The organism is Neisseria sp. SLRRB23 (assembly GCF_050896295.1).
GTDB lineage: Bacteria > Pseudomonadota > Gammaproteobacteria > Burkholderiales > Neisseriaceae > Neisseria.
Genome location: NZ_JBPBFH010000011.1, coordinates 1 through 26,892, shown reverse-complemented (window position 1 = coordinate 26,892; position 26,892 = coordinate 1). Strand labels below are relative to the sequence as shown.

General features: G+C 48.2%; 23 protein-coding genes and 3 pseudogenes. 9 read left to right on the top strand and 17 right to left on the bottom strand.

Going from position 1 to position 26,892, the window contains the following annotated elements:
• Window positions 1-5: 5 nt before the first annotated feature.
• Window positions 6-488, bottom strand: coding sequence for a DUF4189 domain-containing protein (locus ACRPFF_RS04155; RefSeq protein ID WP_003675172.1), 483 nt, complete (start codon window positions 486-488; stop codon window positions 6-8).
• A gap of 423 nt (window positions 489-911) precedes the next feature.
• Here ACRPFF_RS04155 and pssA point away from each other — a divergent pair, with 423 nt between their 5' ends.
• Together pssA and ACRPFF_RS04145 are read left to right on the top strand one after the other, a co-directional pair.
• Window positions 912-1,658, top strand: a complete 747-nt coding sequence (gene pssA, locus ACRPFF_RS04150; RefSeq protein ID WP_432673861.1) for a CDP-diacylglycerol--serine O-phosphatidyltransferase — start codon at window positions 912-914, stop codon at window positions 1,656-1,658.
• A complete protein-coding gene (locus ACRPFF_RS04145) occupies window positions 1,659-2,465 on the top strand; it encodes a sulfite exporter TauE/SafE family protein (protein ID WP_432673860.1) in 807 nt (268 codons plus the stop codon).
• Between the two features lie 138 nt (window positions 2,466-2,603).
• Here the strand turns inward: ACRPFF_RS04145 and ACRPFF_RS04140 are convergent, their stop codons facing one another.
• From ACRPFF_RS04140 to ACRPFF_RS04130, 3 genes are read right to left on the bottom strand one after another with little or no spacing between them, the layout of a single operon-like run.
• A complete protein-coding gene (locus ACRPFF_RS04140; RefSeq protein ID WP_432673859.1) occupies window positions 2,604-4,058 on the bottom strand; it encodes a LutB/LldF family L-lactate oxidation iron-sulfur protein in 1,455 nt (484 codons plus the stop codon).
• Window positions 4,055-4,756 (bottom strand): LutC/YkgG family protein, encoded by a 702-nt coding sequence (locus tag ACRPFF_RS04135; RefSeq protein WP_432673858.1) that lies wholly within the window; start codon window positions 4,754-4,756, stop codon window positions 4,055-4,057. The genes ACRPFF_RS04140 and ACRPFF_RS04135 overlap by 4 nt, the downstream gene beginning before the upstream one ends.
• Window positions 4,753-5,532: a (Fe-S)-binding protein gene (locus ACRPFF_RS04130; RefSeq protein ID WP_432673857.1), complete on the bottom strand. Its 780-nt coding sequence runs from the start codon at window positions 5,530-5,532 to the stop codon at window positions 4,753-4,755. The genes ACRPFF_RS04135 and ACRPFF_RS04130 overlap by 4 nt, the downstream gene beginning before the upstream one ends.
• Window positions 5,533-5,812: 280 nt before the next feature.
• Here ACRPFF_RS04130 and ACRPFF_RS04125 point away from each other — a divergent pair, with 280 nt between their 5' ends.
• Complete coding sequence (locus ACRPFF_RS04125; RefSeq protein WP_432673856.1) at window positions 5,813-7,219, top strand: MFS transporter; 1,407 nt, start codon at window positions 5,813-5,815, stop codon at window positions 7,217-7,219.
• Window positions 7,220-7,330: 111 nt separating this feature from the next.
• Entirely contained in the window at window positions 7,331-8,857 is a 1,527-nt protein-coding gene (locus ACRPFF_RS04120; RefSeq protein WP_432673874.1) for a phospholipase D family protein, read from the top strand.
• On the opposite strand, the pseudogene ACRPFF_RS04115 reads toward ACRPFF_RS04120, so the two are convergent.
• Window positions 8,806-8,970 (bottom strand): annotated as a pseudogene (locus ACRPFF_RS04115) (IS5/IS1182 family transposase); the annotation flags it as partial. The gene ACRPFF_RS04120 and the pseudogene ACRPFF_RS04115 sit on opposite strands and share 52 nt — an antisense overlap.
• 47 nt (window positions 8,971-9,017) lie before the next feature.
• Between ACRPFF_RS04115 and ACRPFF_RS04110 the strand changes: the two are divergent.
• Window positions 9,018-9,551 (top strand): C40 family peptidase, encoded by a 534-nt coding sequence (locus ACRPFF_RS04110; RefSeq protein WP_250314018.1) that lies wholly within the window; start codon window positions 9,018-9,020, stop codon window positions 9,549-9,551.
• Between the two features lie 83 nt (window positions 9,552-9,634).
• Here the strand turns inward: ACRPFF_RS04110 and ACRPFF_RS04105 are convergent, their stop codons facing one another.
• The 5 genes from ACRPFF_RS04105 to zwf all read right to left on the bottom strand — a co-directional run bounded on the left by ACRPFF_RS04105 (window position 9,635) and on the right by zwf (window position 15,205).
• A complete protein-coding gene (locus ACRPFF_RS04105; RefSeq protein WP_432673855.1) occupies window positions 9,635-10,837 on the bottom strand; it encodes a lysozyme inhibitor LprI family protein in 1,203 nt (400 codons plus the stop codon).
• A gap of 306 nt (window positions 10,838-11,143) precedes the next feature.
• The gene (gene hexR / locus ACRPFF_RS04100) at window positions 11,144-11,992 is read right to left on the bottom strand and encodes a DNA-binding transcriptional regulator HexR (protein ID WP_107859933.1); all 849 of its coding nucleotides are present in this window, start codon (window positions 11,990-11,992) and stop codon (window positions 11,144-11,146) included.
• A 47-nt stretch (window positions 11,993-12,039) separates the two neighbouring features.
• Entirely contained in the window at window positions 12,040-13,020 is a 981-nt protein-coding gene (locus ACRPFF_RS04095) for a glucokinase (protein ID WP_107960380.1), read from the bottom strand.
• Window positions 13,001-13,696: a 6-phosphogluconolactonase gene (gene pgl / locus ACRPFF_RS04090; RefSeq protein WP_432673854.1), complete on the bottom strand. Its 696-nt coding sequence runs from the start codon at window positions 13,694-13,696 to the stop codon at window positions 13,001-13,003. Before pgl ends, ACRPFF_RS04095 begins: the two co-directional genes overlap by 20 nt.
• 63 nt (window positions 13,697-13,759) lie before the next feature.
• The gene (zwf, locus tag ACRPFF_RS04085; protein WP_432673853.1) at window positions 13,760-15,205 is read right to left on the bottom strand and encodes a glucose-6-phosphate dehydrogenase; all 1,446 of its coding nucleotides are present in this window, start codon (window positions 15,203-15,205) and stop codon (window positions 13,760-13,762) included.
• A 385-nt stretch (window positions 15,206-15,590) separates the two neighbouring features.
• Between zwf and edd the strand changes: the two genes are divergently transcribed.
• Entirely contained in the window at window positions 15,591-17,426 is a 1,836-nt protein-coding gene (gene edd / locus ACRPFF_RS04080) for a phosphogluconate dehydratase (protein ID WP_411712134.1), read from the top strand.
• Window positions 17,427-17,652: 226 nt separating this feature from the next.
• Window positions 17,653-18,291 (top strand): bifunctional 4-hydroxy-2-oxoglutarate aldolase/2-dehydro-3-deoxy-phosphogluconate aldolase, encoded by a 639-nt coding sequence (locus tag ACRPFF_RS04075; protein ID WP_411712135.1) that lies wholly within the window; start codon window positions 17,653-17,655, stop codon window positions 18,289-18,291.
• A 300-nt stretch (window positions 18,292-18,591) separates the two neighbouring features.
• Here ACRPFF_RS04075 and ACRPFF_RS04070 read toward each other — a convergent pair whose 3' ends face one another.
• Entirely contained in the window at window positions 18,592-19,632 is a 1,041-nt protein-coding gene (locus ACRPFF_RS04070; RefSeq protein WP_411712136.1) for a zinc-dependent alcohol dehydrogenase family protein, read from the bottom strand.
• A gap of 162 nt (window positions 19,633-19,794) precedes the next feature.
• Between ACRPFF_RS04070 and mutY the strand changes: the two genes are divergently transcribed.
• Together mutY and ACRPFF_RS04060 are read left to right on the top strand one after the other, a co-directional pair.
• Window positions 19,795-20,856, top strand: coding sequence for an A/G-specific adenine glycosylase (gene mutY, locus ACRPFF_RS04065; RefSeq protein WP_411712137.1), 1,062 nt, complete (start codon window positions 19,795-19,797; stop codon window positions 20,854-20,856).
• Window positions 20,846-20,995 (top strand): annotated as a pseudogene (locus ACRPFF_RS04060) (IS1595 family transposase); the annotation flags it as partial. The gene mutY and the pseudogene ACRPFF_RS04060, both read left to right, overlap by 11 nt.
• Before the next feature lie 48 nt (window positions 20,996-21,043).
• Here the strand turns inward: ACRPFF_RS04060 and ACRPFF_RS04055 are convergent.
• The 6 genes and pseudogenes from ACRPFF_RS04055 to ACRPFF_RS04030 all read right to left on the bottom strand — a co-directional run bounded on the left by ACRPFF_RS04055 (window position 21,044) and on the right by ACRPFF_RS04030 (window position 26,863).
• The gene (locus ACRPFF_RS04055) at window positions 21,044-21,253 is read right to left on the bottom strand and encodes a hypothetical protein (RefSeq protein WP_411712138.1); all 210 of its coding nucleotides are present in this window, start codon (window positions 21,251-21,253) and stop codon (window positions 21,044-21,046) included.
• Window positions 21,254-22,846: 1,593 nt separating this feature from the next.
• Window positions 22,847-24,658 (bottom strand): annotated as a pseudogene (locus ACRPFF_RS04050) (hemagglutinin repeat-containing protein); the annotation flags it as partial.
• A 658-nt stretch (window positions 24,659-25,316) separates the two neighbouring features.
• Window positions 25,317-25,862, bottom strand: a complete 546-nt coding sequence (locus ACRPFF_RS04045; RefSeq protein ID WP_432673852.1) for a DUF6973 domain-containing protein — start codon at window positions 25,860-25,862, stop codon at window positions 25,317-25,319.
• Window positions 25,863-25,916: 54 nt separating this feature from the next.
• A complete protein-coding gene (locus ACRPFF_RS04040) occupies window positions 25,917-26,219 on the bottom strand; it encodes a hypothetical protein (protein WP_432673851.1) in 303 nt (100 codons plus the stop codon).
• Window positions 26,200-26,577, bottom strand: coding sequence for a filamentous hemagglutinin (locus ACRPFF_RS04035; protein WP_411712142.1), 378 nt, complete (start codon window positions 26,575-26,577; stop codon window positions 26,200-26,202). Before ACRPFF_RS04035 ends, ACRPFF_RS04040 begins: the two co-directional genes overlap by 20 nt.
• Window positions 26,555-26,863, bottom strand: coding sequence for a hypothetical protein (locus ACRPFF_RS04030; RefSeq protein WP_432673873.1), 309 nt, complete (start codon window positions 26,861-26,863; stop codon window positions 26,555-26,557). Before ACRPFF_RS04030 ends, ACRPFF_RS04035 begins: the two co-directional genes overlap by 23 nt.
• Window positions 26,864-26,892 lie beyond the last annotated feature (29 nt).

The following is a 26,892-nucleotide window of genomic DNA, read 5'->3' as shown; positions in this document are numbered from 1 at the left end:
TCTATTTACTTCAAATGCTGGATTAAAGAACTGACCGTTCCGCCATAATAGGCAGACGATGTGCAATAAACCGTCTCCAAACTGCACTGTCCCTGCGCACCATATTTTTTGATGCACTGGTTGAGGGCAATCTGATGGACACTAGTAAAGCGTGGCGAAGTAATCACAACAGCATTACCGGTACGCACTCCACCCTCTGCTTTCGGATACGCCAATGCAACGCAAGTATTTTTCAACGGCACGACAGAACGGCATCCAGTTGCCTGATCTTCACCTATCCCCGCAAGCGTATCCTGTCCTTTGCAAAAAGCCTCCAACTCGGCAAGCGATTCATTTTGTGTCGAATCCTCTTTAGTGGTTTTAATCTGCAAAACGTCGTTCTCATCCTGCGGATTCTGCCAAACAGCAAGATACCCGTAAGTATCGGCAGCCTGTGCCGGCGCAATAATCAGGCAGAGTGCAAATACTGCCAATATTTTTTTTATCATGATAGATTCCTGACGGTTCGTCCATGTCCTACCGCATTATAAACAAAAAACAGGATAATTCCCGCCTTATCGTTTTATTCCTCTAGAAAAATTACACTGTGAAGCATCGGCAACCCGCTTTGAAAATACAAATTAACGCATCGCCAACCTTTGCCGAATAAACAATCTATTAAGACGACAATTGCGCGCAAACCTTCCAACGCACGAAAAAGCTATATTTTACAATGTACCCTGCGGCATACGTTTGTGAATGGGGAAATTATTTTAATATCATCACTCCTTTCCAATCATCCAATCACCCCTGCCCAGCATCAACAAAATAAATACTTTCCCAACAGCTATATCTTACAGGGCGTATTGTTCGATAACTGTTTGGGTTATAATCTCCCTATCGATTTTCCGTGTCCGAAAGATACTTTATCTATGGAAACCCAGCCAAACACCTCCCAACGTTCCCTGCGTCAAAACAGTATCTACCTCCTGCCCAACTCCTTTACCGTTGCCGCACTATTTTCCGCCTTTTACGCTATTACCCAATCTATGCACGGACATTACGAAACAGCCGCTATTGCTGTTTTTATCTCCATGCTGCTGGACGGCATGGACGGACGTGTGGCACGGCTGACCAACAGCCAGAGCGCATTCGGAGAACAACTTGACAGCCTTGCAGACATGGTCAGCTTTGGTGTCGCCCCGGCCCTGATTGCCTACAAATGGCAACTTTGGCAATTCGGGAAAATCGGTTATTCCGTTGCATTTATCTACTGCGCCTGCGCCGCCTTACGCCTGGCACTTTTCAACACGCTTATCGGAAACGTCGATAAACGCTGGTTTATCGGTGTTCCCAGTCCGACCGCAGCCGCACTGATTGTCGGGCTGATTTGGGTCAACCACAGCGTTGAAAAATTCCCCGCCGTCCACTGGTGGGCATTGGGCATCACACTGTTTGCCGGCCTATCGATGATTGTCCAAATCCCTTTTTGGAGTTTTAAAGAAATCAACATCCGCAGACAAGTCCCCTTTGTCGGCATGCTGCTTGCCATTTTGCTGCTGCTGCTGATTACTTGGGAGCCGTCGCTTGTCCTCTTCCTGTTCTTCTTCGGATACAGCCTCTCCGGCTACATTATGGCGGCACGCCGCTTTTTGAAAAAACGCAGAAAGGCCGATTGAATGTGGCATTGGGAAATTATCCTACTCCTGCTTTCCGTAGGCAGTGCGTCAGGTTTTATTGCCGGTCTGTTCGGCGTCGGGGGCGGCGCACTGATTGTTCCTGTCGTTTTATGGGTACTCGGTTACCAAGGATTGGCTCAGCATCCCTATGCCCAACACCTCGCTGTCGGAACATCCTTTGCCGTTATGGTCTTTACCTCCTTCTCCAGTATGTTGGGACAGCACAAAAAACAGGCGGTTGACTGGAAAACGGTATTCATGATGATGCCGGGCATGATATTCGGCGTATTCTTGGGTTCGCTCTCCGCAAAATATATCCCCACATTCTGGCTTCAAATTTTCTTTATCCTGTTTTTTACAGCCGTCGCATTCAGAACATTGCATACCGGTCATCAGACTGCATCGCATTCGCTGCCAAAACTGCCGGGACTGACTGCTGTTTCCACATTATTCGGCACAATATCAAGCTGGGTCGGCATAGGAGGCGGCTCACTTTCTGTTCCTTTCTTAATCCGCTGCGGATTTCCCACCCACAAAGCCATCGGTACATCATCCGGCCTCGCCTGGCCAATTGCGTTGGCAGGTGCGGTATCTTATCTTTTAAACGGCCTGAAAGTTGGGGGGCTGCCTGAAGGCTCGCTGGGCTTCCTCTATCTGCCCGCTATCGGCGTACTCAGTGTAGCAACCATTACCTTTGCCCCCTTGGGCGTCAAAGCCGCCCACAAACTCTCTTCCACCAAACTAAAAAAATCCTTCGGCATCATGCTGCTTCTGATTGCTGGGAAAATGCTGTACAACCTGTTTTAAGACACAATGCCCCCTCTTATTTCAAGCCCTTCCCTCCTATAATGGAAATGTAAGCATTCAAAATATACCCGACATACAAACAATCAAAACAAATGCCGTCTGAAACATTTTCAGACGGCATTTTTATAAACAGATTGCTTATACTTTTTCTTTTTTACGGTTTTTCTCCGCCATCATTTCATGCAGCGTTTTCTTGGCAGGTTTCATCGGAACGCGGTTGTCCGTCCAGCCCAGTTGCTTGCTCGGCGTCAATGCACGGAATTTGGTGGCTGCCCAACCGAATGCTCGGTAGGTTTTGCTGCCGCTGAAAATACCGTTGAATGTGCGCCATGCTATTTGTTCGCCGAAGGTATGCGATGCGCCTTGTCCGCGGATAGGATGCGGTACGACTTCGGTCGGCGAACGTTGCGCTTCGATACGCAGACGTTGCATTTGTTCGGTAATCGGGATGCGTACCGGACAAACTTCCACACACGCACCACACATGGTACAGGCGGTTGGCAGGTCGCGGGTGGCATCCAGACCCAACAAGTGCGGAGAAATAATTTCGCCAATCGGTCCGGGATAGGTGGTACCGTATGCTGCGCCACCGATACGAGTATAAACCGGGCAGTGGTTCATACACGCGCCACAACGGATACATTGCAAGGTACGACGCATTTGGTCTTCGGCATAGGCTTGGCTGCGGCCGTTGTCGAGCAGGACCAAGTGCATTTCTTGAGGACCGTCCAGCTCTTCGCTNCGGCGCGGACCGGTAATCATCTTGAAATAAGTGGTAATGTTCTGACCGATGGCAGAACGCGGCAGCAGGCTGTACAAGGGTGGAATATCCGACAGCTTGGCAACTACTTTTTCAATGCCGGTAATGGCGATATGCACGGGAGGAACGGTGGTACTCAAGCGACCGTTGCCTTCGTTTTCCACCAGACACAGCGTACCTGTTTCAGCAACAGCGAAGTTCACGCCGCTCAAGCCGACATCGGCAGTGCTGTAAATATCGCGCAGTGCTTTGCGGGCGAAGCCGGTCAGTTGGTCTACGTCGTCCGTTAACGGCGTGCCGAGGTTTTGGTGGAAAAGTTCGCTAACCTGTTCTTTGGTTTTGTGGATAGCAGGCATCACAATATGGGTCGGTTTTTCGCCTGCCATTTGGACGATAAATTCGCCCAAGTCGCTTTCTACCGCTTTAATGCCTTTTGCTTCAAGATAATGGTTCAGCTCGATTTCCTCGCTGACCATCGATTTGCCTTTGACCATCAGCTTGCCGTTTTTGGCAGTAATGATGTCATGGATGATTTCGCAGGCTTCGACCGGTGTTTCCGCCCAGTGTACTTTCACACCCAACTTAGTCAGGTTTTCTTCCAGCTGCTCCAGCAGGGCAGGTAATTTAGACAATGAACGCTGACGGACGTGTTCGCACAAATCGCGCAGGCTTTGCAACTCTTCTTCGTCGGTCAAAACGGCTTTGCGCTTGGTCATCAGCATATCCATCGCGGTACGCAGGCTTTTACGCAAAGGCTTATCTTGAAGGGAAATTGCGGCGTTTTGCTTGAAAGTTTCCGGCTTCATATGAAATTTGATGGTTTGCGTAGTCATGCGTTTTCCTCCAAATCGGCAGGGGAAATGTGGTCAGGCAGGATGGCGAGGATAACCAAATCACGCGGACCGTGTGCACCGTAAGCAAGCGTCAGTTGGATATCTGCGGTTTTGGACGGGCCGGAAATCAGGAAAACATTGGTCGGCATACCGTTTTCCACCAGTTTTTCACCTTCAACGGCGTTGTGAAATTCGTTATACATTTTTGCCGTATCAAACAGGCAGAAATGCACGGGAGGAACGAGGCTTAAAGTACGCGGCTCTTCGGGGCTGGAAAACAGCATCAGCGTACCGGTACGGGCGATGCCGCATTGCGAGCTGCTAAAGCCTGCATCGATGTTCGCGAAGAACTCGGTTTTCCAAGTATCGATTTCGCGCTCGAAAGCAATCGGTTCGATATTGCTGCCCGCCAATGCGGCACGGGCGATTTGTCCGTGTTCGGTCGCCAACGGCAGCAGGATGTTTTCCAAACCTTTGCCTTCAGCTGCTTGACGGAATACTTGCGGCCAGCCGGTTTTGGTCACCCAATAAATTTCGGTTTTGACCGCACGCATAGCGGCAGCCCAATGTTTCAGACGCTCAACTTCGCTGCTCCAAGAAACACCCATTTCACGGTAATAATCAAAAACCGCAGGCTCTTCCATCGGCAATGCGTCGGCTTTTTTCAGTTTTGCTAAAATATTTTCGCGCGCGCTCATGCTTTGCCTCCGGTACGTTCCAACAAGAAGGATGCGATGTGTTTCGGACGCGGCATATTCGGTTCGTCCTTAGCGATTTTGCCGCCGATATTCATCATGCAGCCACAGTCCGCACTGATGATTTCGGTCGCACCGGTTTCTTTCAAGGCAGCAACTTTATCGGTTACCATCGCACCGGAAATATCGCTTTGCTTGACAGAGAACGTCCCACCGAAGCCGCAACACTCGCTTTCGTGGTCGTGAACGACGCGCTCGACATTTTCCATGCCGTCAATCAACTGCCAGCCCGAAATATGGACATTCATCTCACGGCGGGCGGCGCAGGAAGTGTGAACGGCGACTTTGACCGGTTCGCCCTTGTCTTCGGGTTTGAAACCGATGGCAAGCAGAAAATGGGTAAACTCGATAATGCGACCGGCGCAATCAATGGCTTTTTGCTCGTACTCGGAGCCTTTAAACAAAGTCGGCCAGTGGTGTTTCATCATGCCGCCGCACGAGCCGGACGGTACGACAATCGGCCAGTTTTCGGGGAAAATGTCGAGTTGCGCCTTGGCGACATCAAACGCCTCGGTCGGATGACCGGAAGAGTAGGCAGGTTGGCCGCAGCAGCTTTGCGCCATCGGGTAATGAACCCGTATGCCTTGCTGCTCGATTAAAGTAATGGCATCCATACCGGCTTCCGGCATGAAAATATCGAGGACGCAGGTACCGAAGAAATAAATATCCGTCGGCTTGCTGTCGAATGTGGTAATTTTTGGAGGAGTGATTGCGCTCATTTTTTTGTTAACGGGGATACCCGTTTTCTCTGTCGAAAATTAAGCGTTTACTTTAAGTAATTGACTGTTGTGGGTCAAGTATAATTTTAAAAAATAATCTGATTTTTCTTACAAACTGCTATCTATTGCTTGCTGCATCTTACATTATTAATTAAGATAATCGTTATCATTACAAAAAGACGATGCCTTTATTCATTTATGAATGTAATCGCGTCTGAACCAATACCGTCCAGGTCGTATTTGAGAACGACAACAAACCGGTATGGAGTACAATCGCTTTATGGAAAAAAGCACCCTCCCCTCCCATACGATCTCCGCCTGGTTACCATTTCTGCTTGCAATTGCCATTTTCATGCAGATGTTGGATGCCACTATTTTAAATACCGCCCTGCCTGAAATTGCCGCCGACCTGAATGAGTCGCCATTGAACATGCAGCTGGCGGTTATTTCCTACACGCTGACCGTTGCCTTGCTGATTCCCTTAAGCGGTTATCTGGCAGACAAATTCGGAACCAAGAAGGTTTTTTTCGGCTCAATTGCCCTCTTCATGCTAGGGTCGGCATTGTGTGCCGCATCCGACTCGCTGCTCGAGTTGACATTCTCACGCATCATTCAGGGCATAGGCGGTTCGATGCTGGTTCCGATACCGCGCCTGACTATCCTGCGCGTGTATGAAAAATCAAAACTTCTCAATGCCATTAATTATGCGGTCATGCCTGCATTAATCGGGCCTATTCTGGGACCTTTGGCGGGAGGTTATCTGGTTGAATATGCTTCATGGCACTGGATTTTCCTGCTCAATCTGCCTATCGGCCTGCTGGGCTTTATATTAGGAAGAAACATTATGCCCGATATTAAAGGCAGCAATACCTCTTTAGACTTCAAAGGTTATCTGATTTTTTCTGCCGCCGCGTGCCTCTTGTTACTTTCGGCAGAAAGCCTGTCTCACGCACTGCCTACGTATATTTTCCTATGCCTGCTGGGTATGGGTCTGTTGTTTGCACACCGTTATTTCAGACACATGAAAACAGCACCCCATCCGATTTATTCTGCTGATTTATTCCTGATACGCACTTTCCGTCTGGGATTGGCAGGCAACCTGTTCAGCCGTATCGGCATCAGCTCAATTCCCTTCCTGATGCCGTTGATGTTTCAAATCGCTTTCGGTTTCAGCGCAAGCCTGTCAGGCTGGCTGGTTGCACCCGTCGCCCTGTCTTCGCTATTGGTCAAGCCGTTAATCTCCACCTTGATGAAGCGTTTCGGATACCGCAAGGTGCTGCTTTGGAATACCAAACTGCTTGCCGCCTTCATCATGCTGCTGGCACTGCCTGACGGACACTCTCCGTTATGGATATGGGTCTTGCTCTCGCTGGCAATCGGCACATGCAATTCTTTACAGTTTTCGGCCATGAATACACTGACACTTGCAGATTTACGTCCGCAACAAACAGGCAGCGGCAACAGCCTAATGGCGGTTAACCAGCAACTTGCCATCAGTATGGGGGTTGTTTCCGGTGCGCTGATACTTAAAAACTGGACATTCCTGATGCCTGCCGCCGCCAACCTGTATCCGGCCTTCCGCATGACGCTGCTCAGCATCGGCGGCATTACCCTTGCATCATCGCTGGTTTTCAAACGGCTGCATATATCAGACGGTGCCAACCTGACAAGAGGCACGCGGCCTTAATCCTGCATCCCGACAAAACTTTTACCCGTTCCGGCCTTTAGATTATGATGCTTCATTTCAATGCGTACAGACCCCAAAATACAGGCAATGCCGTCTGAAACCCTATCCCCGATGAAAACACACAGCCTCATTTCCCTTTTATGCCTCCTTCTCTGTTCATGTTCTTCATGGCTGCCCCCCTTGGAAGAACGGACGGAAAGCCGTCATTTCAACACTTCCAAACCTGTCCGCCTGGACAACATCCTGCAAATCCGGCACACCCCTCGCAACAACGGGCTATCCGATATCTATTTGCTGAACGATCCACACGAAGCCTTTGCCGCGCGCGCAGCCCTCATCGAATCCGCCGAACACAGCCTCGATTTGCAATACTATATCTGGCGCAACGACATTTCCGGCAGACTTCTATTCAACCTCATATACCTTGCCGCAGAACGCGGCGTACGCGTACGGCTGCTGCTGGACGACAACAACACGCGCGGATTGGACGATCTCTTGCTTGCCCTCGACAGCCATCCCAATATCGAAGTACGCCTGTTCAACCCCTTCGTCTTACGAAAATGGCGCGCACTCGGCTACCTGACCGACTTTGCCCGCCTCAACCGACGTATGCACAACAAATCCTTTACCGCCGACAACCGTGCGACCATCCTCGGCGGACGCAATATCGGCGACGAATATTTCAAAGTCAGGAACGATACCGTTTTTGCCGACTTGGACATCCTCGCTACCGGCAGCGTCGTTAGCGAAGTTTCATACGATTTTGACCGCTACTGGGCAAGCCATTCCGCCTACAATGCCACGCATATCATCCGTCGCGGAGACATTCCGCATGGACTTCAAGAACTCGGCTACGACGACGAAACCGCCAGACAAGCACTCCTCCGTTACCGTGAAACCATCGAACAATCCCCACTCTACAAAAAAATACAAAACCGGCAGATTGACTGGCAAAGCGTCCAAACCCGCCTAATCAGCGACGATCCCAACAAAGGGCTGGACCGGGACAGCCGCAAACCGCCGATTGCCGGGNGGCTGCAAGACGCGCTCAAACAGCCCGAAAAAAGTGTCTATCTGGTTTCACCCTATTTCGTCCCTACAAAATCCGGCACAGACGCACTGGCAAAACTGGTGCAGGACGGCATAGACGTTACCATCCTGACCAACTCGCTACAGGCGACCGATGTTGCCGCCGTCCATTCCGGCTACGTCAAATACCGAAAACCGCTGCTCAAAGCCGGCATCAAACTCTACGAGCTGCAACCCAACCATGCCGTCCCCGCCACAAAAGACAAAGGCCTGACCGGCAGCTCCGTAACCAGCCTGCACGCCAAAACCTTCATTGTGGACGGCAAACGTATCTTCATCGGCTCATTCAACCTCGACCCCCGTTCCGCACGGCTCAATACCGAAATGGGTGTCGTCATCGAAAGCCCCAAAATCGCAGAACAGATGGAGCGCACCCTCGCCAATACCACGCCCGCCTACGCCTACCGCGTTACCCTCGACAAACACAACCGCCTGCAATGGCACGATCCCGCCACCCGAAAAACCTACCCGAACGAACCCGAAGCCAAACTTTGGAAACGCATCGCCGCAAAAATCCTATCCCTGCTGCCCATCGAAGGTTTATTATAGAAATATAGTGGATTAAATTTAAACCAGTACGACGTTGCCTCGCCTTGCCGTACTATTTGTACTGTCTGCGGCTTCGTCGCCTTGTCCTGATTTAAATTTAATCCACTATACCGTCTGAAACACCTTCAGACGGCATATCCGAACCCGCAAAGGAAAAACCATGTTTCCCCTCAACAAAACCCTTTTCCTCTGTCTCAGCGCACTGCTCCTCGCCTCATGTGGCACGACCTCCGGCAAACACCGCCAACCGAAACCCAAACAGACAGTCCGGCAAATCCAAGCCGTCCGTATCAGCCACATCGACCGCACACAAGGCTCTCAAGAACTCATGCTCCACAGCCTCGGACTCATCGGCACGCCCTACAAATGGGGCGGCAGCAGTACCGCAACCGGCTTCGACTGCAGCGGCATGATTCAATTCGTTTACAAAAACGCCCTTAACGTCAACCTTCCCCGCACCGCCCGCGACATGGCGGCAGCCAGCCGCAAAATCCCCGACAGCCGCCTCAAAGCGGGCGACCTCGTATTCTTCAACACCGGCGGCGCACACCGCTACTCACACGTCGGACTCTACATCGGCAACGGCGAATTCATCCATGCCCCCAGCAGCGGCAAAACCATCAAAACCGAAAAACTCTCCACACCGTTTTACGCCAAAAACTACCTTGGAGCGCATACGTTTTTTACAGAATAAACAAAGCCGTCATCCAAAAGGCCAGCAGCAAAAATGCCGTCTGAAACGCAACAGCATTTCAGACGGCATCTTCAAATCGAAGGTCAGTTAATCAGATACCCTTGGATTTCCTTGGTTTTTGCATTGATTTCTTTAGTACGGCAGTCAGATTGCGCCAAACCGTATTCGTCGCCGTCGGCGCATTTGGCATTCAAACCATTCTGCCAGTTTCGGTATTCGGGCATAACAGTTTCGGCAATATCGGCGGGCAATGCCTGAACCGCACCATCCAATGCCGCCTTGGCAGTCCTTTCTTTTTTATCTGCTTCCCTGATAATTTCGTCAATCACTGCTTTCTTGCGGTTGTGCAGCTCTTCCAAGCGTGCTTCGGTTTCCGCCGTTTTGCATGCCAGTTCGCTGATTTTTATGCCGTTTGGCGTTTCACTTTCGGCTTTTGCCTTGCTGGCACAGATTTTATCCATCCCGCTTTTCCATGTTTTCTGTGAGGCTTGCAGCTTGTTTTGGACGGTTTGCGGCAGACCTTTCCAAAACTGTTCGAACTCGCTGCGCGACAATTTGTAGCGTTCCTCCCATTCTGATACGCGGGCTGCCTCCTGTTCTTGGCTCAATGCCTCCTGCGCCGCTGCTTCTTCTACCTCGCGTGCTTCCTGTGCCGCCGCTTCCGCCGCTTCAAGTTCTTCGTTCCTTTGTTTCGCTTTGTCCAGCGGCTCTTTAATCAGTGCCATAGACACCAGCTCGCTGAGCGGATGGATGATATCGTGTGCCTGATTCAGTTCGGCAAAGATTTTGCTTTTGTCGTCTGTCGGCTGGACGCTGTAAGAAATAGTTTTGATGTAATACGCGCCTTCTTTGCGGTAGTAGCGTTCAAAAAAGTCGGGCGTTTTCTTATAGCTGTTGCCTATGGATTGGTTGGCGGCGACGGCATAATCGACAACATCGTCGGGCACGTCCAGTTTCAACGTGGCTTCACATTTGAGTTTGCTGGACGTGTCGGTTTTTTCGGTGGTTCGGACTTCATCGACGGTTATGCCCAAACGTTCGACCATGCTGCGGATATGCGATATGCCGATATCGGCAAATGCCTGGTCTTTGAATGCGTCATCGTCAAAGGTTTTGACGGTTTCACCCTCGACATTTTCGCGGACAAGTTTGACCAAAATCTCTTTAGACTCTTCGCTTCCGCAGGAAACCTCCTTCTCGAAAAACGGATTGCTTATACCCAAACGGTCGCAGCCCGACAAAATCAGCATACTTGCCAATGCCAGTGCGGATAAATTTTTTCCCATCAGTTTTCCTTTTCATTTAGACAGGCCGTACGTTTATCTGTGTATTCCGGTACACATACAATACTGTAAAGTACAAGTCTTTAAATTCATGCGAATTATCATATCGGGATTACAGGATACCGACAAGCCTTTATTTAGCTTGATATTTCCTTGCGGCTTGGCGCATTTCCCGCCAAAGCAACATAGGCGGTTGCGGTATTGATAACTTACCCGCCTGATGAGCATCTTCTTCCAAAGCCCGTACCAAACCGCCCGACGTTTTTTAGCCGGCGTTTCAGACGGCATTTGCGGAATGCTGTCTTGATATCAATCCTTGTCGTAAACGATATGCTTGTTATGTATGCTTTTTTTACTTTTTTGCAGTTGCAGGCTGGCAGCATCACCCAAACGCAGGGCTAGCCCGATGGCGAGGATGTCGATAACGGCAAGTTGAAGCAGGCGTGAAACCATGGGCGTGTAAAGTTCCGCATTTTCCTGAGTGGCTATGCTCAATACGCAATCGGCCATTTGTGCCAAAGGAGATTCGTTGCGCGTCAACGCAATAATGGACGCACCGTTTTCTTTGGCGATACTGACTGCATCCAGAAGCTCGATTGACGAACCGGTATTGGAAATGGCGATAAGGACGTCTTCACTGGAAAGGACGGAAGCCGCCATCAATTGCGTATGGGTATCGACATAGGCAACGGTCGACATACCGAAACGGAAGAATTTATGCTGCGCGTCTTGGGCGACAATACCTGAATTGCCGACTCCGTAAAACTCGACACGGCGGGCATGCATCAATGTGGCAATGGCATTTTCAAGTTCGGATTCTTTTAGAAAGCGACGCTCGCCCAAGAGGGAGGCTGCGGCATTACCCAATACTTTTTCGACCACGCTTGACATGTCGTCATCCGCATTGAGTTCTTCATGAACATAGGGCATACCTTCATGACCGATACTGGCGGATAATGCAAGTTTGAACTCGGGCAGCCCTTTGTAGCCCAGGCTGCGGCAGAACCGGATGACAGTCGGTTGGCTGACGGAGGAGTGTTCGGCAATCTCGGCAACAGCCGCATGAACAAACCATTTGGGTTTTGCCAATGCACATTCGGCTACTTTACGTTCCGCGCCGGAAAGGTCTGCCAGTGATTCGCTGATTTTGCTTAACATAATGATATACCCTTCGATAATCCAGCCCGCCGTAAAAGGCGATATGGTTAAACGTTTCTCAAATGGTTGTCGAGAGCCACAGCCGCACCGGAAATTCCGGGAAACTCGCTCAATACGACATAGACGGGAATCGCGGCAAGATATGCTTCAAACCTGCCCTTGTTCTCAAAACGGCTGCGGAACGGGGAGGTTTTAAAGTATTCCAGCACGCGGGGAATAATGCCGCCGCACAAGTATACACCGCCGCGTGCACCCAGCATCAATGCATGGTTGGAGGCGACGGTACCGAGCATGGCACAAAAGATGTCTAAAGTCTGACGGCACAAAGGGGACGAACCGCCCAATGCTTTTTCCGTAATTTCAGAAGGCGGCAATTTTACCGATTTGACTTTCTGCTTCACCGCCAACGCTTCATAAATCAGGCTTAAGCCTGCACCGCTGAGGAAGCGTTCTGCAGAAACATGACCGTATTTGTTTTTGGCATATTGCCAAATCAAAACCTCCATATCGTCAAACGGAGGAAAAGTCCCATGTCCGCCCTCGCCTGCCAAAGCCACCCAGCCTGCCGCACTGTGTACCAGTCCACTTACGCCCAAGCCTGTTCCCGGACCGATAACTGCTTTCGGTGCAAACTCGACCGGTTTTTGTCCGCCGATTTGCAAGAGATCGCAATCGTCCGTCAAGGTAACCGCCAAAGCCTGCGCAGTAAAATCATTCAGTAGAATCAAGGTTTCCAGACCCAAAGCCTGACGGGTCGTTTCGATGGAGAAGGCCCAATGATGGTTGGTCATCTGCACCCAATCACCCAATATCGGGTTGGCAATGGCAAAAGCCGCATGTTTCACATTTTCCGCACTGCTTTGATTCAAATAGGCGCGTGCGGCATCTGTAAGCGTATCATAATCACTACATGGAAAAACAGCTGCTTTTTCAATCACACGCGGAGCGGTTTCCAATGCGAAGCGTGCATTCGTACCGCCGATATCAGCAACCAAACGAGGATAAGCTTCAGTGTGCATAGTAGACATGGCAGTGAATTCCTTGGTGATTGAGAATCAGACTGGTCGGATATTCGGTATCGGCCCTTGCGGCAGCTTTATCAAATACCGTTTTTTTCTCTGCGCCTTGAATGGCCAAAAATACATTCGGCGTTTTGGCAATCGCACCCAAAGTCATGCTCACACGCTCATGCGGCGCGGTAACCGGCGTAGTATGAATCAATGTCGGGTCATTGGCTTCATTGATTGCTGCCTGTAATTGAGGAGCTTGAGGGAACAACGACGCCGTATGCCCGTCTCCACCCATGCCCAACACCAGTACGTCAGGTTGCTTGTAATGCTTCAATGCGTAAGTAACGACAACTTCAGGTTGTAATTCAGTTTCAGACTTTCCGTCTTCAACAACCGGAATCCATGTGGCAACGGCCGCATTATTTTTGAGCAGATATTCGCGTACCAAGCCTGTATTGCTGTCGGCATGCGTGGTCGGAACGATACGCTCGTCCACCAAAGTAATGCCGACATTTTGCCAATTTAAATCTTTTTGCGACAAAGCCTCGAAAAACGCAATCGGCGAACGACCGCCGGAAACAGCCAAAACCGCATGGCCTTTCTCATTCAACGCGGCTTGCAATGCGGCGGCAACGGCATCGGCGAGAGCTTGCACGGCAGTTGCAACGTTTTCTTGTTCGTGCCAAACAAACATGTTTCGTCCTTTCATGGTTTCAGACGGCCTTTTGTTGGGAAACAAGGCCGTCTGAAAGAAATATCATTGCTCTTCGTGCCACTTGTTGCCGTCGCGCGCCAACAGCGCGCGCGCAGCTTCAGGACCCCAAGAATGGGCTTCGTAAGCATGTGGAGGCGTTGTATTGTTCGCCCAGTTTTCCAAAATCGGCATCACATATTCCCAAGCTGCTTCGAGTTCGTCACGACGGTTGAACAAAGCGAGTTTGCCGTTAATTACATCTAGCAGCAGACGCTCATAAGCCTCAGCGCGGCGACCCTCGACGGCTGTGCCCAAGTCCACGCCAATCGGTGTCACTTCGACTTTGTTGCCTGCACCCGGGGTTTTCACTTGCGTGTAAAGACGGACGGATTCGGTCGGTTGTAGTTCAATAACCAAACGATTCGGCGCAGGTTGGCTGTTGTCAAAAATATGGTTTTGCAGCGGACGGAAGTTCAACACGATTTCCGCCACTTTGCCTGCCATGCGTTTGCCGGTACGCAGGTAGAAAGGTACGCCTTTCCAACGCTCGTTTTCGATTTCGGCTTTGATGGCGACATAGGTTTCAGTGAAACTGTCTTTCGGTATATCGACTTCTTCCAGATAGCCGTTCATGCCGTTTGCTGCAACATATTGGCCACGAATAACATTTTCGTTGACGGATTCGATGGTCAGCGGTTTCAGCGATTTGATGACTTTCACTTTCTCGTCGCGTACGGCATCGGCATCCAAACTCGCCGGTGCTTCCATCGCAGTCATACAAAGCATTTGCATCAAGTGGTTTTGCACCATATCGCGCAATGCGCCGGTAATGTCGTAAAACTCGCCGCGTTCTTCCACGCCCAACTGCTCGGCGATGGTCAGCTGTACGCTTTCAATGTATTTGTTGTTCCATAAAGGCTCGAACATCACATTGGCAAAACGTAGAGCCAACAGGTTTTGCAGGCTTTCTTTGCCCAAATAATGGTCGATACGGTAGATTTGTTCTTCTTTGAAATAACGGGCTACATCTGTATTGATTTGTTGGGAAGAAACCAAGTCCGTACCCAACGGTTTTTCCAAAACCACGCGCACGTTGTCGGCATTCAAACCGATTTCGGCAAGGTTTTCACAGGCTTGCGCAAAGAATTTCGGCGCAGTTGAGAGGTAGATCACGACATTTTCAGTATTCTTGCGTGCTTTCACCAAGTCGCCCAAGGCAATGAAATCGCCTTTCTCTGTAACATCGACTTTTAAATACTCGAGACGTTGGATAAACGATGCCCACGCTTCATCTGAGAAGTTTTGTTTGACATGGATTTTAGAATTCGTTTCCACTTTGGCCAAAAAGCCGGCGGTATCCAATTCGCTGCGGCTTACGCCCAAAATACGACCTTCGGGATGAAGCAAACCGGCTACATGCGCCTGATACAGGCAAGGCAAAAGTTTACGCATTGCCAAATCGCCGGTCGCGCCGAACAACACCAAATCAAAATTTGTCTGCATATTCATCGTATTATCTCATTAGGAATTTTTAATTCCGTCTTACCCCTGTCGTTCACCGAAACACTGGATAGTTCAAGGACAAAGCAGGAACATAATGAGTAGTAATACTACACATCACTACACTTTTTGTCCATGCCCATTTTTTCAATTTCTTTGACCTAATCCAAAACGAGACAAATCCTCTTCGGTATTAGTGGCGTAATTTGAAATACGCCCGAAATTTAAATCAAGCTTCATTTTGACTATTAAATTTTGTAATAAAATTACAAATTTGTATTATAATAAATATTGCTTTTTCTATTTTCAGACGGCACATTAATTTAATATCCGCTCCGAATACAAAATCAAAACGCACGATACCGAGCCATCGCATTCAAACAATAGGTCGAACATGAACCCCACTCCTATCCACCCCAAGCTTGCCGAGATTACCGAGCGCATCATTGAGCGCAGCCGCCCGACGCGTGAAAAATATCTGGCGAAAATCCGTAGTGCCAAACAAATGGGACGGCTGGGGCGCAACCAGCTCGGTTGCAGCAACTTAGCGCACGGTTACGCTGCCATGCCCAAAAGCATCAAAATCAAAATGCTTCAGGAAACCGTCCCCAACTTAGGCATCATCACTGCCTACAACGACATGGTTTCCGCACACCAACCGTTTAAAGACTTCCCCGACCAAATCAAAGACGAAGCACAAAAAAACGGTGTGACCGCCCAAATCGCCGGCGGCACGCCCGCCATGTGCGACGGCATCACGCAAGGCTATGCCGGTATGGAATTGTCGCTGTTTTCCCGCGACGTGATTGCCATGAGTACCGCTGTCGGCCTGTCTCATCAAATGTTTGACGGCGGACTGTTTATGGGCGTGTGCGACAAAATCGTTCCGGGTTTAATGATAGGTGCGCTTTCGTTCGGTCATATTCCTGGCATCTTCGTTCCGGCAGGCCCGATGTCCAGCGGTATCGGCAATAAAGAAAAAGCCCGCACCCGCCAGCTTTTCGCCGAAGGCAAGGTCGGACGCAACGAACTTTTGAAAAGCGAAATGGGCTCTTACCACAGCCCGGGTACTTGTACCTTCTACGGCACGGCAAACTCCAACCAAATGATGATGGAAATGATGGGCGTGCACCTCCCTGCCGCCGCTTTCGTCCACCCTTACACCGACCTGCGCGAGGCCCTGACCCGCTACGCAGCCGGACACCTCGCACACGGCATCAAAAACGGCACCATCAAACCCTTGGGTGAAATGTTGACCGAAAAATCCTTTATCAATGCCCTGATTGGTCTGATGGCGACAGGCGGTTCGACCAACCACACCATGCACCTCGTTGCGATGGCGCGTGCCGCAGGCGTGATTTTGAACTGGGACGACTTTGACGAAATTTCTTCCATCATCCCATTGCTGATCCGTGTGTATCCAAACGGCAAAGCCGACGTGAACCACTTTACCGCGGCAGGCGGCCTACCTTTCGTTATCCGCGAATTGCTGGACGCAGGTCTGTTGCACGACGATGTCGATACCGTCGTCGGACACGGTATGCGCCACTACACCAAAGAGCCTTTCCTCATCGACGGCAAACTCGAATGGCGCGAAGCCCCTGAAACCAGCGGTAATGAAGACATCCTGCGCAAAGCCGACAACCCGTTCTCCCCAGACGGCGGTTTGCGCCTGATGAAAGGCAACATCGGACGCGGCGTGATTAAAGTGTCCGCCGTGCGCGAAGGCTGCCGCATCATCAAAGCACCCGCCATCGTGTTCAACGACCAACGCGAAGTATTGGCTGCGTTTGAACGCGGCGAGTTGGAACGCGATTTCGTCTGCGTCGTCCGCTACCAAGGCCCGCGTGCCAACGGTATGCCCGAATTGCACAAACTGACTCCGCCTTTGGGCATCCTGCAAGACCGCGGCTTCAAAGTAGCACTGCTGACCGACGGCCGTATGTCCGGCGCGTCCGGTAAAGTTCCGGCCTCTATCCACATGACGCCTGAAGCCCTGATGGGCGGCAATATCACCAAAATCCGTACCGGCGACCTGATCCGCTTCGACTCCGTTACCGGCGAACTCAACGTCCTGATTAACGAAGCCGAATGGAACGCCCGTGAAGTCGAGCACATCGACTTGAGTGCGAACCAACAAGGCTGCGGCCGCGAACTCTTCGCCAACTTCCGCAGCATGACCAGCAGCGCAGAAACCGGTGCCATGAGCTTCGGCGGCGAATTTGCCTGATGTAGCATTTCAGACGACCTTTTCAAACGTAATAAGGTCGTCTGAAAAATTATTAAAGCCGTTTAAACGGGTATAGTAATGGTTGGTAGACGTAGCGTGGGCTTCGCCCACGAGTAAAACCAAGGCAAAATCAGAATGTTTTACTTAAAGGTCGTCTGAAAACTTAAACCCCTATCCCGTTTGACCGCAGCAAAAAACAACACCCCATTCCACTTGGAGAACCGAAATGTCCAAACTGACCCCCCGCGAAATCCTGAGTGCAGGCGCAGTTGTGCCTGTGATGGCGATTGACGACTTAAGCACCGCCGTCGATTTGTCCCACGCCCTTGTCGAAGGCGGCATCCCCACCCTCGAAATCACCCTGCGCACCCCCGTCGGCCTCGACGCCATCCGCCTGATTGCCAAAGAAGTGCCCAACGCCATCGTCGGCGCAGGTACGGTAACCAATCCCGAGCAGCTCAAAGCCGTCGAAGACGCAGGTGCGGTTTTCGCCATCAGCCCTGGCCTGCACGAATCCCTTGCCAAAGCCAGCCACAACAGCGGCATCCCTCTGATTCCCGGCGTTGCCACTCCTGGCGAAGTCCAACTGGCTTTGGAACACGGCATCGACACACTCAAACTCTTCCCTGCCGAAGTCGTTGGCGGCAAAGCCATGCTCAAGGCACTCTACGGCCCTTACGCCGACGTGCGCTTCTGCCCGACCGGTGGTATCAGCCTCGCCACCGCGCCCGATTACTTGGCATTGCCCAACGTCTTGTGCGTCGGCGGCTCATGGCTGACTCCGAAAGAAACCATTAAAAACAAAGACTGGGACACCATTACCCGCCTCGCCAAAGAAGCGGCGGCGTTGAAACCCAAATCCTGATTCGCATCATAAAAATGCCGTCTGAAGCCCTTATATATTGCATCCCATCAGAGGGGCGCATTACATTTCTTTCCTGTTTCAGACGGCATTTTGCCGATTGAGGGCACAGTCGGCATACGCGGAAGCACCGCTCCGACATACCGCCCCTAAAATGCCCATCCATCTTCCGCATAATAAAAATAACGGTCAATCTATTCGACAAATACAGCGGCCGGACAGCCCATACTACATGGCTGAAAAAATGCCGTCTGAAACACGTTCAGACGGCATCCGCTTAAAAAACAACTGATTCAACGCCGATTAATCCGCTTCCAAAACCACTTTCATCGCTTGGTTTTCGGCGGCGTGTTTGAACACGTCGTAGGCTTTTTCCAATTCGCTGAATTTGAAATGGTGGGTCAACATTTTGGTGTAATCCACTGAGCTGCTGGAAATTGCCTTCATCAGCATTTCGGTGGTGTTGGCATTGACCAGACCGGTTGTGATGGCAAGGTTTTTAATCCAGAGTTTTTCCAGTTTGAAATCAACGGATTGGCCGTGTACGCCGACAACGGCGATATGACCGCCCGGTTTCACGATGTCTTGGCACATATTCCATGTAGCCGGGATACCGACGGCTTCGATGGCACAATCTACGCCGTCTTCGCCGACAATGGCAAAAACTTGTTTGGAGACATCGCCTGAGGCGGGGCTGATAGTATGGGTCGCGCCCAACTCTTTCGCCAGTTTCAAACGGTTTTCGTCCATATCGCAAACGATGATGGCGGCAGGGCTATACAGTTGGGCGGTCAGCAAGGCGGACATACCGACAGGGCCGGCACCGGCGATGAATACGGTGTCGCCGGGTTTCACATCGCCGTATTGCACGCCGATTTCGTGGGCGGTCGGCAAGGCGTCGCTCAACAGCAGGGCGACTTCTTCATTGACGTTGTCTGGCAACGGAACCAAGCTGTTGTCGGCATAAGGCGTACGGACGTATTCGGCCTGCGTACCGTCAATCATATAGCCCAAAATCCAGCCGCCGTTACGGCAGTGTGAATAGAGTTGGATTTTGCAGTTGTCGCAAGTGCAGCATTTGCTGACGCATGAAATAATGACTTTATCCCCGACTTTAATGTTTTTTACAGCATCGCCGACTTCTTCTACAATACCGATGCCTTCATGGCCGAGAATACGGCCGTCGGCGACTTCGGGGTTTTTGCCTTTCCAAATACCCAAATCGGTACCGCAAATCGTGGTTTTGACGATTTTCACCACCGCATCGGTCGGATCGATAATCTGCGGACGAGGTTTTTCTTCAAAACGGATGTCGTTTGCGCCGTGATAAACCATTGCTTTCATGCTGATACTCCTTGCTTGTTGATAAATAATTTCAATACCGCAATAAAGTCTCTTTGTATGAGTTATATACCCCTATAATCTGTATGTCAATAAGAATTACTTTCACAATGTTATACCATAACATGCTGTTTTAAATATAAATAAAACCACAGATTGATATTAATGAACACACCCATCCCCTTCTCCGAACGGCTCATCCGCTGGCAAAAACAACACGGTCGCCACCATCTCCCTTGGCAGGTCAAAAACCCTTATTGCGTCTGGCTTTCCGAAATCATGCTCCAGCAAACGCAGGTCGCCACCGTGTTGGACTACTATCCGCGTTTCTTAGAAAAATTCCCGACCATTCAGACGCTTGCGGCCGCGCCGCAAGACGAAGTGTTGTCGTTGTGGGCGGGCTTGGGTTATTACAGCCGCGCGCGCAATCTGCACAAAGCCGCTCAACAAGTCGTCGGGCAATTCGGCGGCACGTTTCCATCCGAACGCAAAGACTTGGAAACCCTCTGCGGCGTAGGCAGAAGCACCGCCGCCGCCATTTGCGCCTTTGCCTTCAACCGCCGCGAAACCATTTTGGACGGCAACGTCAAACGCGTACTCTGCCGCGTGTTCGCCCGCGACGGCAATCCGCAGGACAAAAAATTTGAAAACTCGCTCTGGACACTTGCCGAAAGTCTGATGCCGTCTGAAAACACCGATATGCCCACCTACACGCAGGGCTTGATGGATTTGGGCGCAACCGTGTGCAAAGGGACGAAACCCTTGTGCCACCAATGCCCGATGGCAGACATCTGCGAAGCAAAAAAGCAAAACCGCATTGCCGAGCTGCCGCGTAAAAAAACAGCCCCCGAAGTGCAAACCCTGCCGCTTTACTGGCTGATTGTCCGCAACCGAAACGGCGCAATCTTATTGGAGAAACGCCCCGCCAAAGGCATTTGGGGCGGTCTGTATTGCGTACCGTGTTTTGAAAGTTTGAACGGGCTTTCCGACTTTGCCGCCAAACTCTCCCTGACGATGGCAGATATGGACGAACAAACCGCCCTGACCCACCGCCTGACGCACCGGCTACTGATGATTACGCCGTTTGAAGGGCAAATGCCGTCTGAAAGCCCTTCAGACGGCATTTGGATAAAGCCGGCGCATTTGAAAGATTACGGCCTGCCCAAGCCTTTGGAAATTTATTTAAACAGTAAAAAGTTTGGGGCTGTATTAGATAGAGAAAGTTAAGCCTGATGGCATTGTGTACACAGATACCTTTCATAGTTATGATGCGCTTGATGTCAGTGAATTTAGATATTTTCGCATCAATCACACCACGCATTTTGCTGAAACTCATCACCACATAAACAAAAGCTACTGGCAGAAAACCAGTAGCTTTTGTTTATCTTGTCATACATTATTCGCTTCAATTACATCAAAACGAATAACTTACCTGAAATCCCGTTACCCATTTCTTCGTCTGAAAATATTCAGGCTTTTTCAATGCATGGCTCGCAAATATATCGTAATGCAGTTGTCCGCCTGCTTTCATTTGCCCACATACACCAATGGCCGCACCAGCCAAAGTTTGTCCTAATAACCATTGTGCCGATTGTCCTGAAACGTATCCCACATCTGCACCCAATGCTCCTATAGGGCATTGTTGTCTCCTGCTACTACAACCGCTGCTTCTAAATACCGCGTAGGCAAAGATATACGCGTTTTTTTGTCCTGTGCTTAATTCTTCTTGCTTGGTTTTTCCGATGCGTTAATTTTCTTTTTTTACACAGGCAACACATAAGTCGGCATCAGGCAATAGGCACTTGGTGATGCTTAGGCGACTGATACCACAACCAAGTGATGGCACCTGGTGCTTCGCTAGAGTGGTGGGCTGGAGGGTTAAAACAAAAAAGGTAGGTAAGTGGTTTTAATGCTACGCTAATTGCATGATGAATCCGGATATTTCCACTCGATAGCCAAAGAATTTATTTTAACTGTCTTATCAAATTCAGGTATTAATTTATATTCATATATTAAAGACTCTCCATTCCTACAAGCATTAACAAATTCGAAAAGGCTCTGTCTTCGATCGATTAATAGAGTTAATTTTTTTAGTTCGGAGTCCGAACCTTTAACATAAAAAGTCACAAAAGTTGTAGGGCCTCTTGTAAATGAATTACTATCAGATACTTGATATGGTTCAACCATGGTCGGTATTTCAGAGAATATCCTTTGCACCCTTTCACTATTATCTGTTTTATAACCTAATTTACCTTCCTGTTGAGCTTCTGTTATCAATAATGCAAAACAAATTCCAAATATAATTACTATACAACCACCTATAGTATTCAGATTTTTATTGATAAAATGGGATAGCATTAAATTTATCTCCAATACTAGGTAAGTTTGCAGGAATAGATGCTTGAATATGACTAGGTTGTCCCGTTTTTTAATTTGCGTCACTAAAAGTTATTCGCCCTACTCGCACCATATGCGTTCTGCCAAAAGAAATAGTAGGCTGTTTGGGTGTTCCTAGTCCTGCTTCAAAAGCAACTTTTTTCTTATCAATTGTCTGACTGACTCCTAAACAACCAAAATAAGCGCAACCTGAAACAGTCGTTGATTGCCCAGAAATTGTTTGAGTAATGGTTTTCCATAATCGAGCTTTTTCAACAGATGTCATATTATTAATATGTCCCATTACAATATTAGCGCTTGGGATATCAACTGGGGTTTTATGATTTCCATCTTTTATATGTGGTGAGGCATTCACACCCAGAAAAATCTCACCAGTAACACGATTAACAGCTATACTTAATCCATAATCCATTTTATTAAACAACGGAAAACTAATATTAGCTGCCCAATAATGAATAGTAGGGTTATTAGCCCATGGTATATCATGGTAATCTATAAAACTTGGATTGGGTATTCTAAAACCTTGTTTAACTTCTTCAATAGTAGTGGGAATAGTGGGTGTTTTTCCATGAATATACCCTAATGATTTAAGTTCCTTCCGGGTTAAGTTCCTACTTTCATCAGCTTCAGCAACTAACCTTTTACATAATTCTAAATCGCCTTCTGGAGAACATGCTCCTCTTAGTTTTGCATTTCTGTTTACACTTATCGTATATAAATCTTTTTGAGCAGAAATATAGCAGGCTGAATATTTTCTACCTTGTTTTTCGCATTCATTGATTTTTCTCTTATATACATTCCAATCTTCTTTTATTAAATAATTATTCCCCACCGCACTCTTCGCATTCAAGCTGCCTTGCACCCCATCTGTTGCGCTGTTGCCGACTGCCGCACCCGTAGCCGTACCCAATACATTTGTAATCGCTGTTACAGTCTCTTTCTCTTCCGCCGTTAAGTCGCTTCCTTTTTCTTTGCCGTATAACCATTTGCTGATGTAAGGCGCAGCCGCTTCCGACCCGCCCGCACTCAATGCTCCTGCTAGAGCATTGTTGTCTCCTGCTGCGGCAACCGCTGCTCCTAATACCGCGTGGGCAAGAACGTGTGCGGTTTCTTGACTGGCGGTTAGTTTGCCATTCGCGTTTTGACCGGCTAAATCTTTAAAGTGCTGTCCAATCGCATACGATACGGCTGGCGATGCGGTAGCCACAGCGATGCCCGCTCCGCTTTGGGTCGGCGCAGCTAAACCTGAGGCTAACATGTTGAGAATGACTTTGCCTTGTTGCCAATTATCTGCTTTTGCTGCCGCATCTTGAGCTTCATGGGCTTTGCGTTTGGCAGTTTCCATATCGCCATTGGCTAATGCCTCGGCTGCTGCTGTTTCGGCTGCTTCTTTGTCTGCTTTGAGTTTGTCTAAATGTTGGTTAATCTCGGTATTGGCTTGTTGAACATTTTTACTAAAATCTTGGCTGACGGTTCTTTGTAAATCCAGTTCACTTTGCACTCTATCTTTGTCAAATACGTTTTTCATGCTGCCCGAATGTCGTTCGGCGGTGTCTGTGGTTACGTTTGTATCAATATCGGCTTTGGTTTGTGCCGCTGTTTTGCCTGTCAGCCTGATTTGTGCGGCTTCGTCGGTGATTTGAATGTTGCGGGTGTTGATGCCGCTTTTCGTGATGCTGCTTTGACTGTCGCTGTCGCTGCCGTACCCTACTGATGAACTTGCGCCGTTTTTATCGGCTACGCTTGTCAGGTGTTTGTTTTGAGGTTTATTTTGTGCGCCCTGTCCCAGTGTTTTGCCGCTTATGGACGCACTTGCGCCCAATCCAAAACTTTTGCCTTCGTAGCGGCTGTGGTTTTGAATGTCGCTATGGGTAAGGGTGGCCGTCTGAAAGCGGTTTTTACCCTTGTCTTCTGCGCTTTGGCTGCTGGTGATGATGCCGCCTTTGAGGTCTGTATGGTTTCCGACCTTGATTTGATAGCCGTCTTCTCCGGCATAAATACCGCTTTGCTCGGTTACTGAAGCATGGTCGGCTCGGATTTTGCTTTGACTGTAATCGCCACTGGCACTGAAGCCATAACCTACGGTCACTTGTGCACTGGCGTTTTGTTGTTTGCTTTGATAAGTTTCTCTATCTTGTACGCTTTGAATACTTAGGTTTTTGGCATTGACTTGTACGCCTTTGCCGCGTACTTGCGCGCCTTTGATGGTAGTGTCGCCACCGCTTTGGATAAGGGTTTGGCTGCCTTTGTCGCCGATATGGCTATGGCGGTGGGTGATGCTGTCGCCATTGCCGTGGCCTTTGCCGACATTGCCGCCCGCGGTAACGCCTAATGACCAGCCTCCTTGTCCGAATGATACGGCAGCACCTGCGTTCCAACCTGCCGATTTGTTTTGGCTGCGTTCGGTATTGCTTTGCTCGGCTGATTGGAGTGTGATGTCGTTATCGGCAATCAGGATTGTGCCTGCTTTGCCGGCAACATCTGAGCCTGCGATGTTGATATTGGATTGTTCTGCTGCGCCTGTGGCGATTAATGTGGTTTTACCACCTGCTTGAATTTGACTCGCTTGGGCTTGGCTTGCTTGAACTTGGGTGGTTTGTCGGTTTTGCTGTTCGCCGTAGGTTGGAGATGTTGCCTCCTGCTGCAACCGCTGCTCCTAATACCGCGTGGGCAAGGATATATTTTGACGTGTTTTGTTGATGATGAATTAAGCAATAGGTAGTGCTTCAAAAAGTATGATACTTAAAATTTAATCATGCTTACTCTATTGGATTTTATGAAAAAATTAGGCTTGACCATTTTTATCATCATACTTTTTCAAATACTACTAAAAATGCATTACCGACTAGGCGGTAATGAGTATGGACAGTTTTACAAAAGTTTCGGCCTACAGTTTATAGGTTTATAATAATAAAAATATCTATCAAAAGAATGTAATTTTTCTTTTTTTAAAAGTTGCATCTTGCCATTCTTGTAATCACATTCGTAATATTCAACATTTTTCAAATCCGAATCAAATAGATATTGAGGTAAAACATCCCCTTCTCTGTCTAGTTCTATTAATTCCTCAAAAACTATCTTACCTTTATAATAAAAAACAATTTTTTGGAAATCTGAATTGATTATATACAGTTTTACATAATCCCAGTTAAAGTTCGTTATATCACTAATTAAGAATTCTTTTTTATTATAATCAAAACTTATTTTTCTTATTACATTCTTTTCAAATATAAAAAAATAACAATAGTGATTAATAAAGAAAATATATAAAGTATATTTTTATTCATCTTTTATCTTCTCCATTGTCTGGCTGAAATTTGTGCTCTGATTTGTTTTCTCCTCTGCTGAATTTTAAATCCGGCACCAGTATTATCTAAGTGAATCAATATATTGCTTGTATTTTGGTAATCTTTTTCAGATAATCTTTTTCTTACAACATCATAATTTCCATTACTGTTTCTTTCTGCTTGATAAAAACCATTATTTTTATAAGTTTCCAAAATTAACCCAACCAACTCTTTTGTATTTAACCTATTGTTATTTAGTACTATTTCTCTTCCTATTTCGTTATTCAGTTGATCAATCATTTCATCTGCTTTATCTAATGAAAGATTACGCCTTATAGAATAATTAATTTTTTCCCCACTTTCATGACTATTTCCTACTTTAACAGCAATATCTTTGCCAAATTCTCGTGTGATGATTGCTTGCCATAAAACGTGCCTGAATGCATTGCCAACTCCACCTTTACCACCAAATTCACTATTAGGAAATAAATTTAATTGAAAAGTTGAAGTAATTGTTGAAATATTAGGCTCTAATATTGTGGGGGGCAATAAGCAACGACCCTACCATTCAACAATTCTCGTTAATTGCACAGGTTACGCTGGTTATTGCACAAACAAATGACCATACTGCTTATCTTTGCGAATGTCATATTTACCAGCATTTCTAGTGCATTGACCATAAATATTTCGTCCAATTTCGCTGCGCTGTACTTCTTCTAAATTTTCGTAACCCAATTTTTGCTTGGCAATTTCAAAGTTTAAGTCATAACAAGCATGAACTGCTTGTGTCCAACGTGGGTTATGTTTTGAACAATTCCAGTCTGCACAACTGCCCCAAAAAGGGCAAGCTGTTAGCATTGTTGAGCAGAATGATATTAGCATTAAATTAGAAAGGGTTTTCTTCATATTTTTCTCCATTTGGTTTGTTGGGGACTACTAACTTGGGAACTGCATGATTGATATATTTACCATCTGCCCCTTCTTTTGGTGTATCCCATTTTTCAACATAATCGTCCCATTCTTCTGTACCTCTTTCAGGTACTTCCGCAAAATAACTGCTATGCGGATAGCACAATCCCTTACATGCACCTTGTATGGTGTCATTGGTTCCTAGCAAGAAAGGTATCCATTTGTTCCCCACAAAATCTTTATCATGCACGATTGAGTAGGCTCCGCTGTTATAAGTTTTACCGTCCGCACCCGTATAGGTATAGCCGTTTTTCTGTAAAACATCGGCGTAATCATTTTGCAAACAAATGACCATACTGCTTATCTTTATGAATATCATATTTACCGCTATAGTAAATACATTGAGAAGAAATATGTTGCCCAATTTCACTAAATGAGACTTCGGTAATAGATTTATATCCTAATTGGTTGCCTAATTCATGCAAAACAAAGGTACGATTTTCAGTTGTGCATGTATCAACTGCTTTCTCCCAGCGTGGATCGAGTCTCGTGCAATTAAAATCCGCACAATGACCAAAACATCCTGTTAGCATCATGGTGGAAACAAAAAGTAATGCTATATTAAAATGGTTTTTCTTCATATTTTTCTCCATTTGGTTTGTTTGGGTTG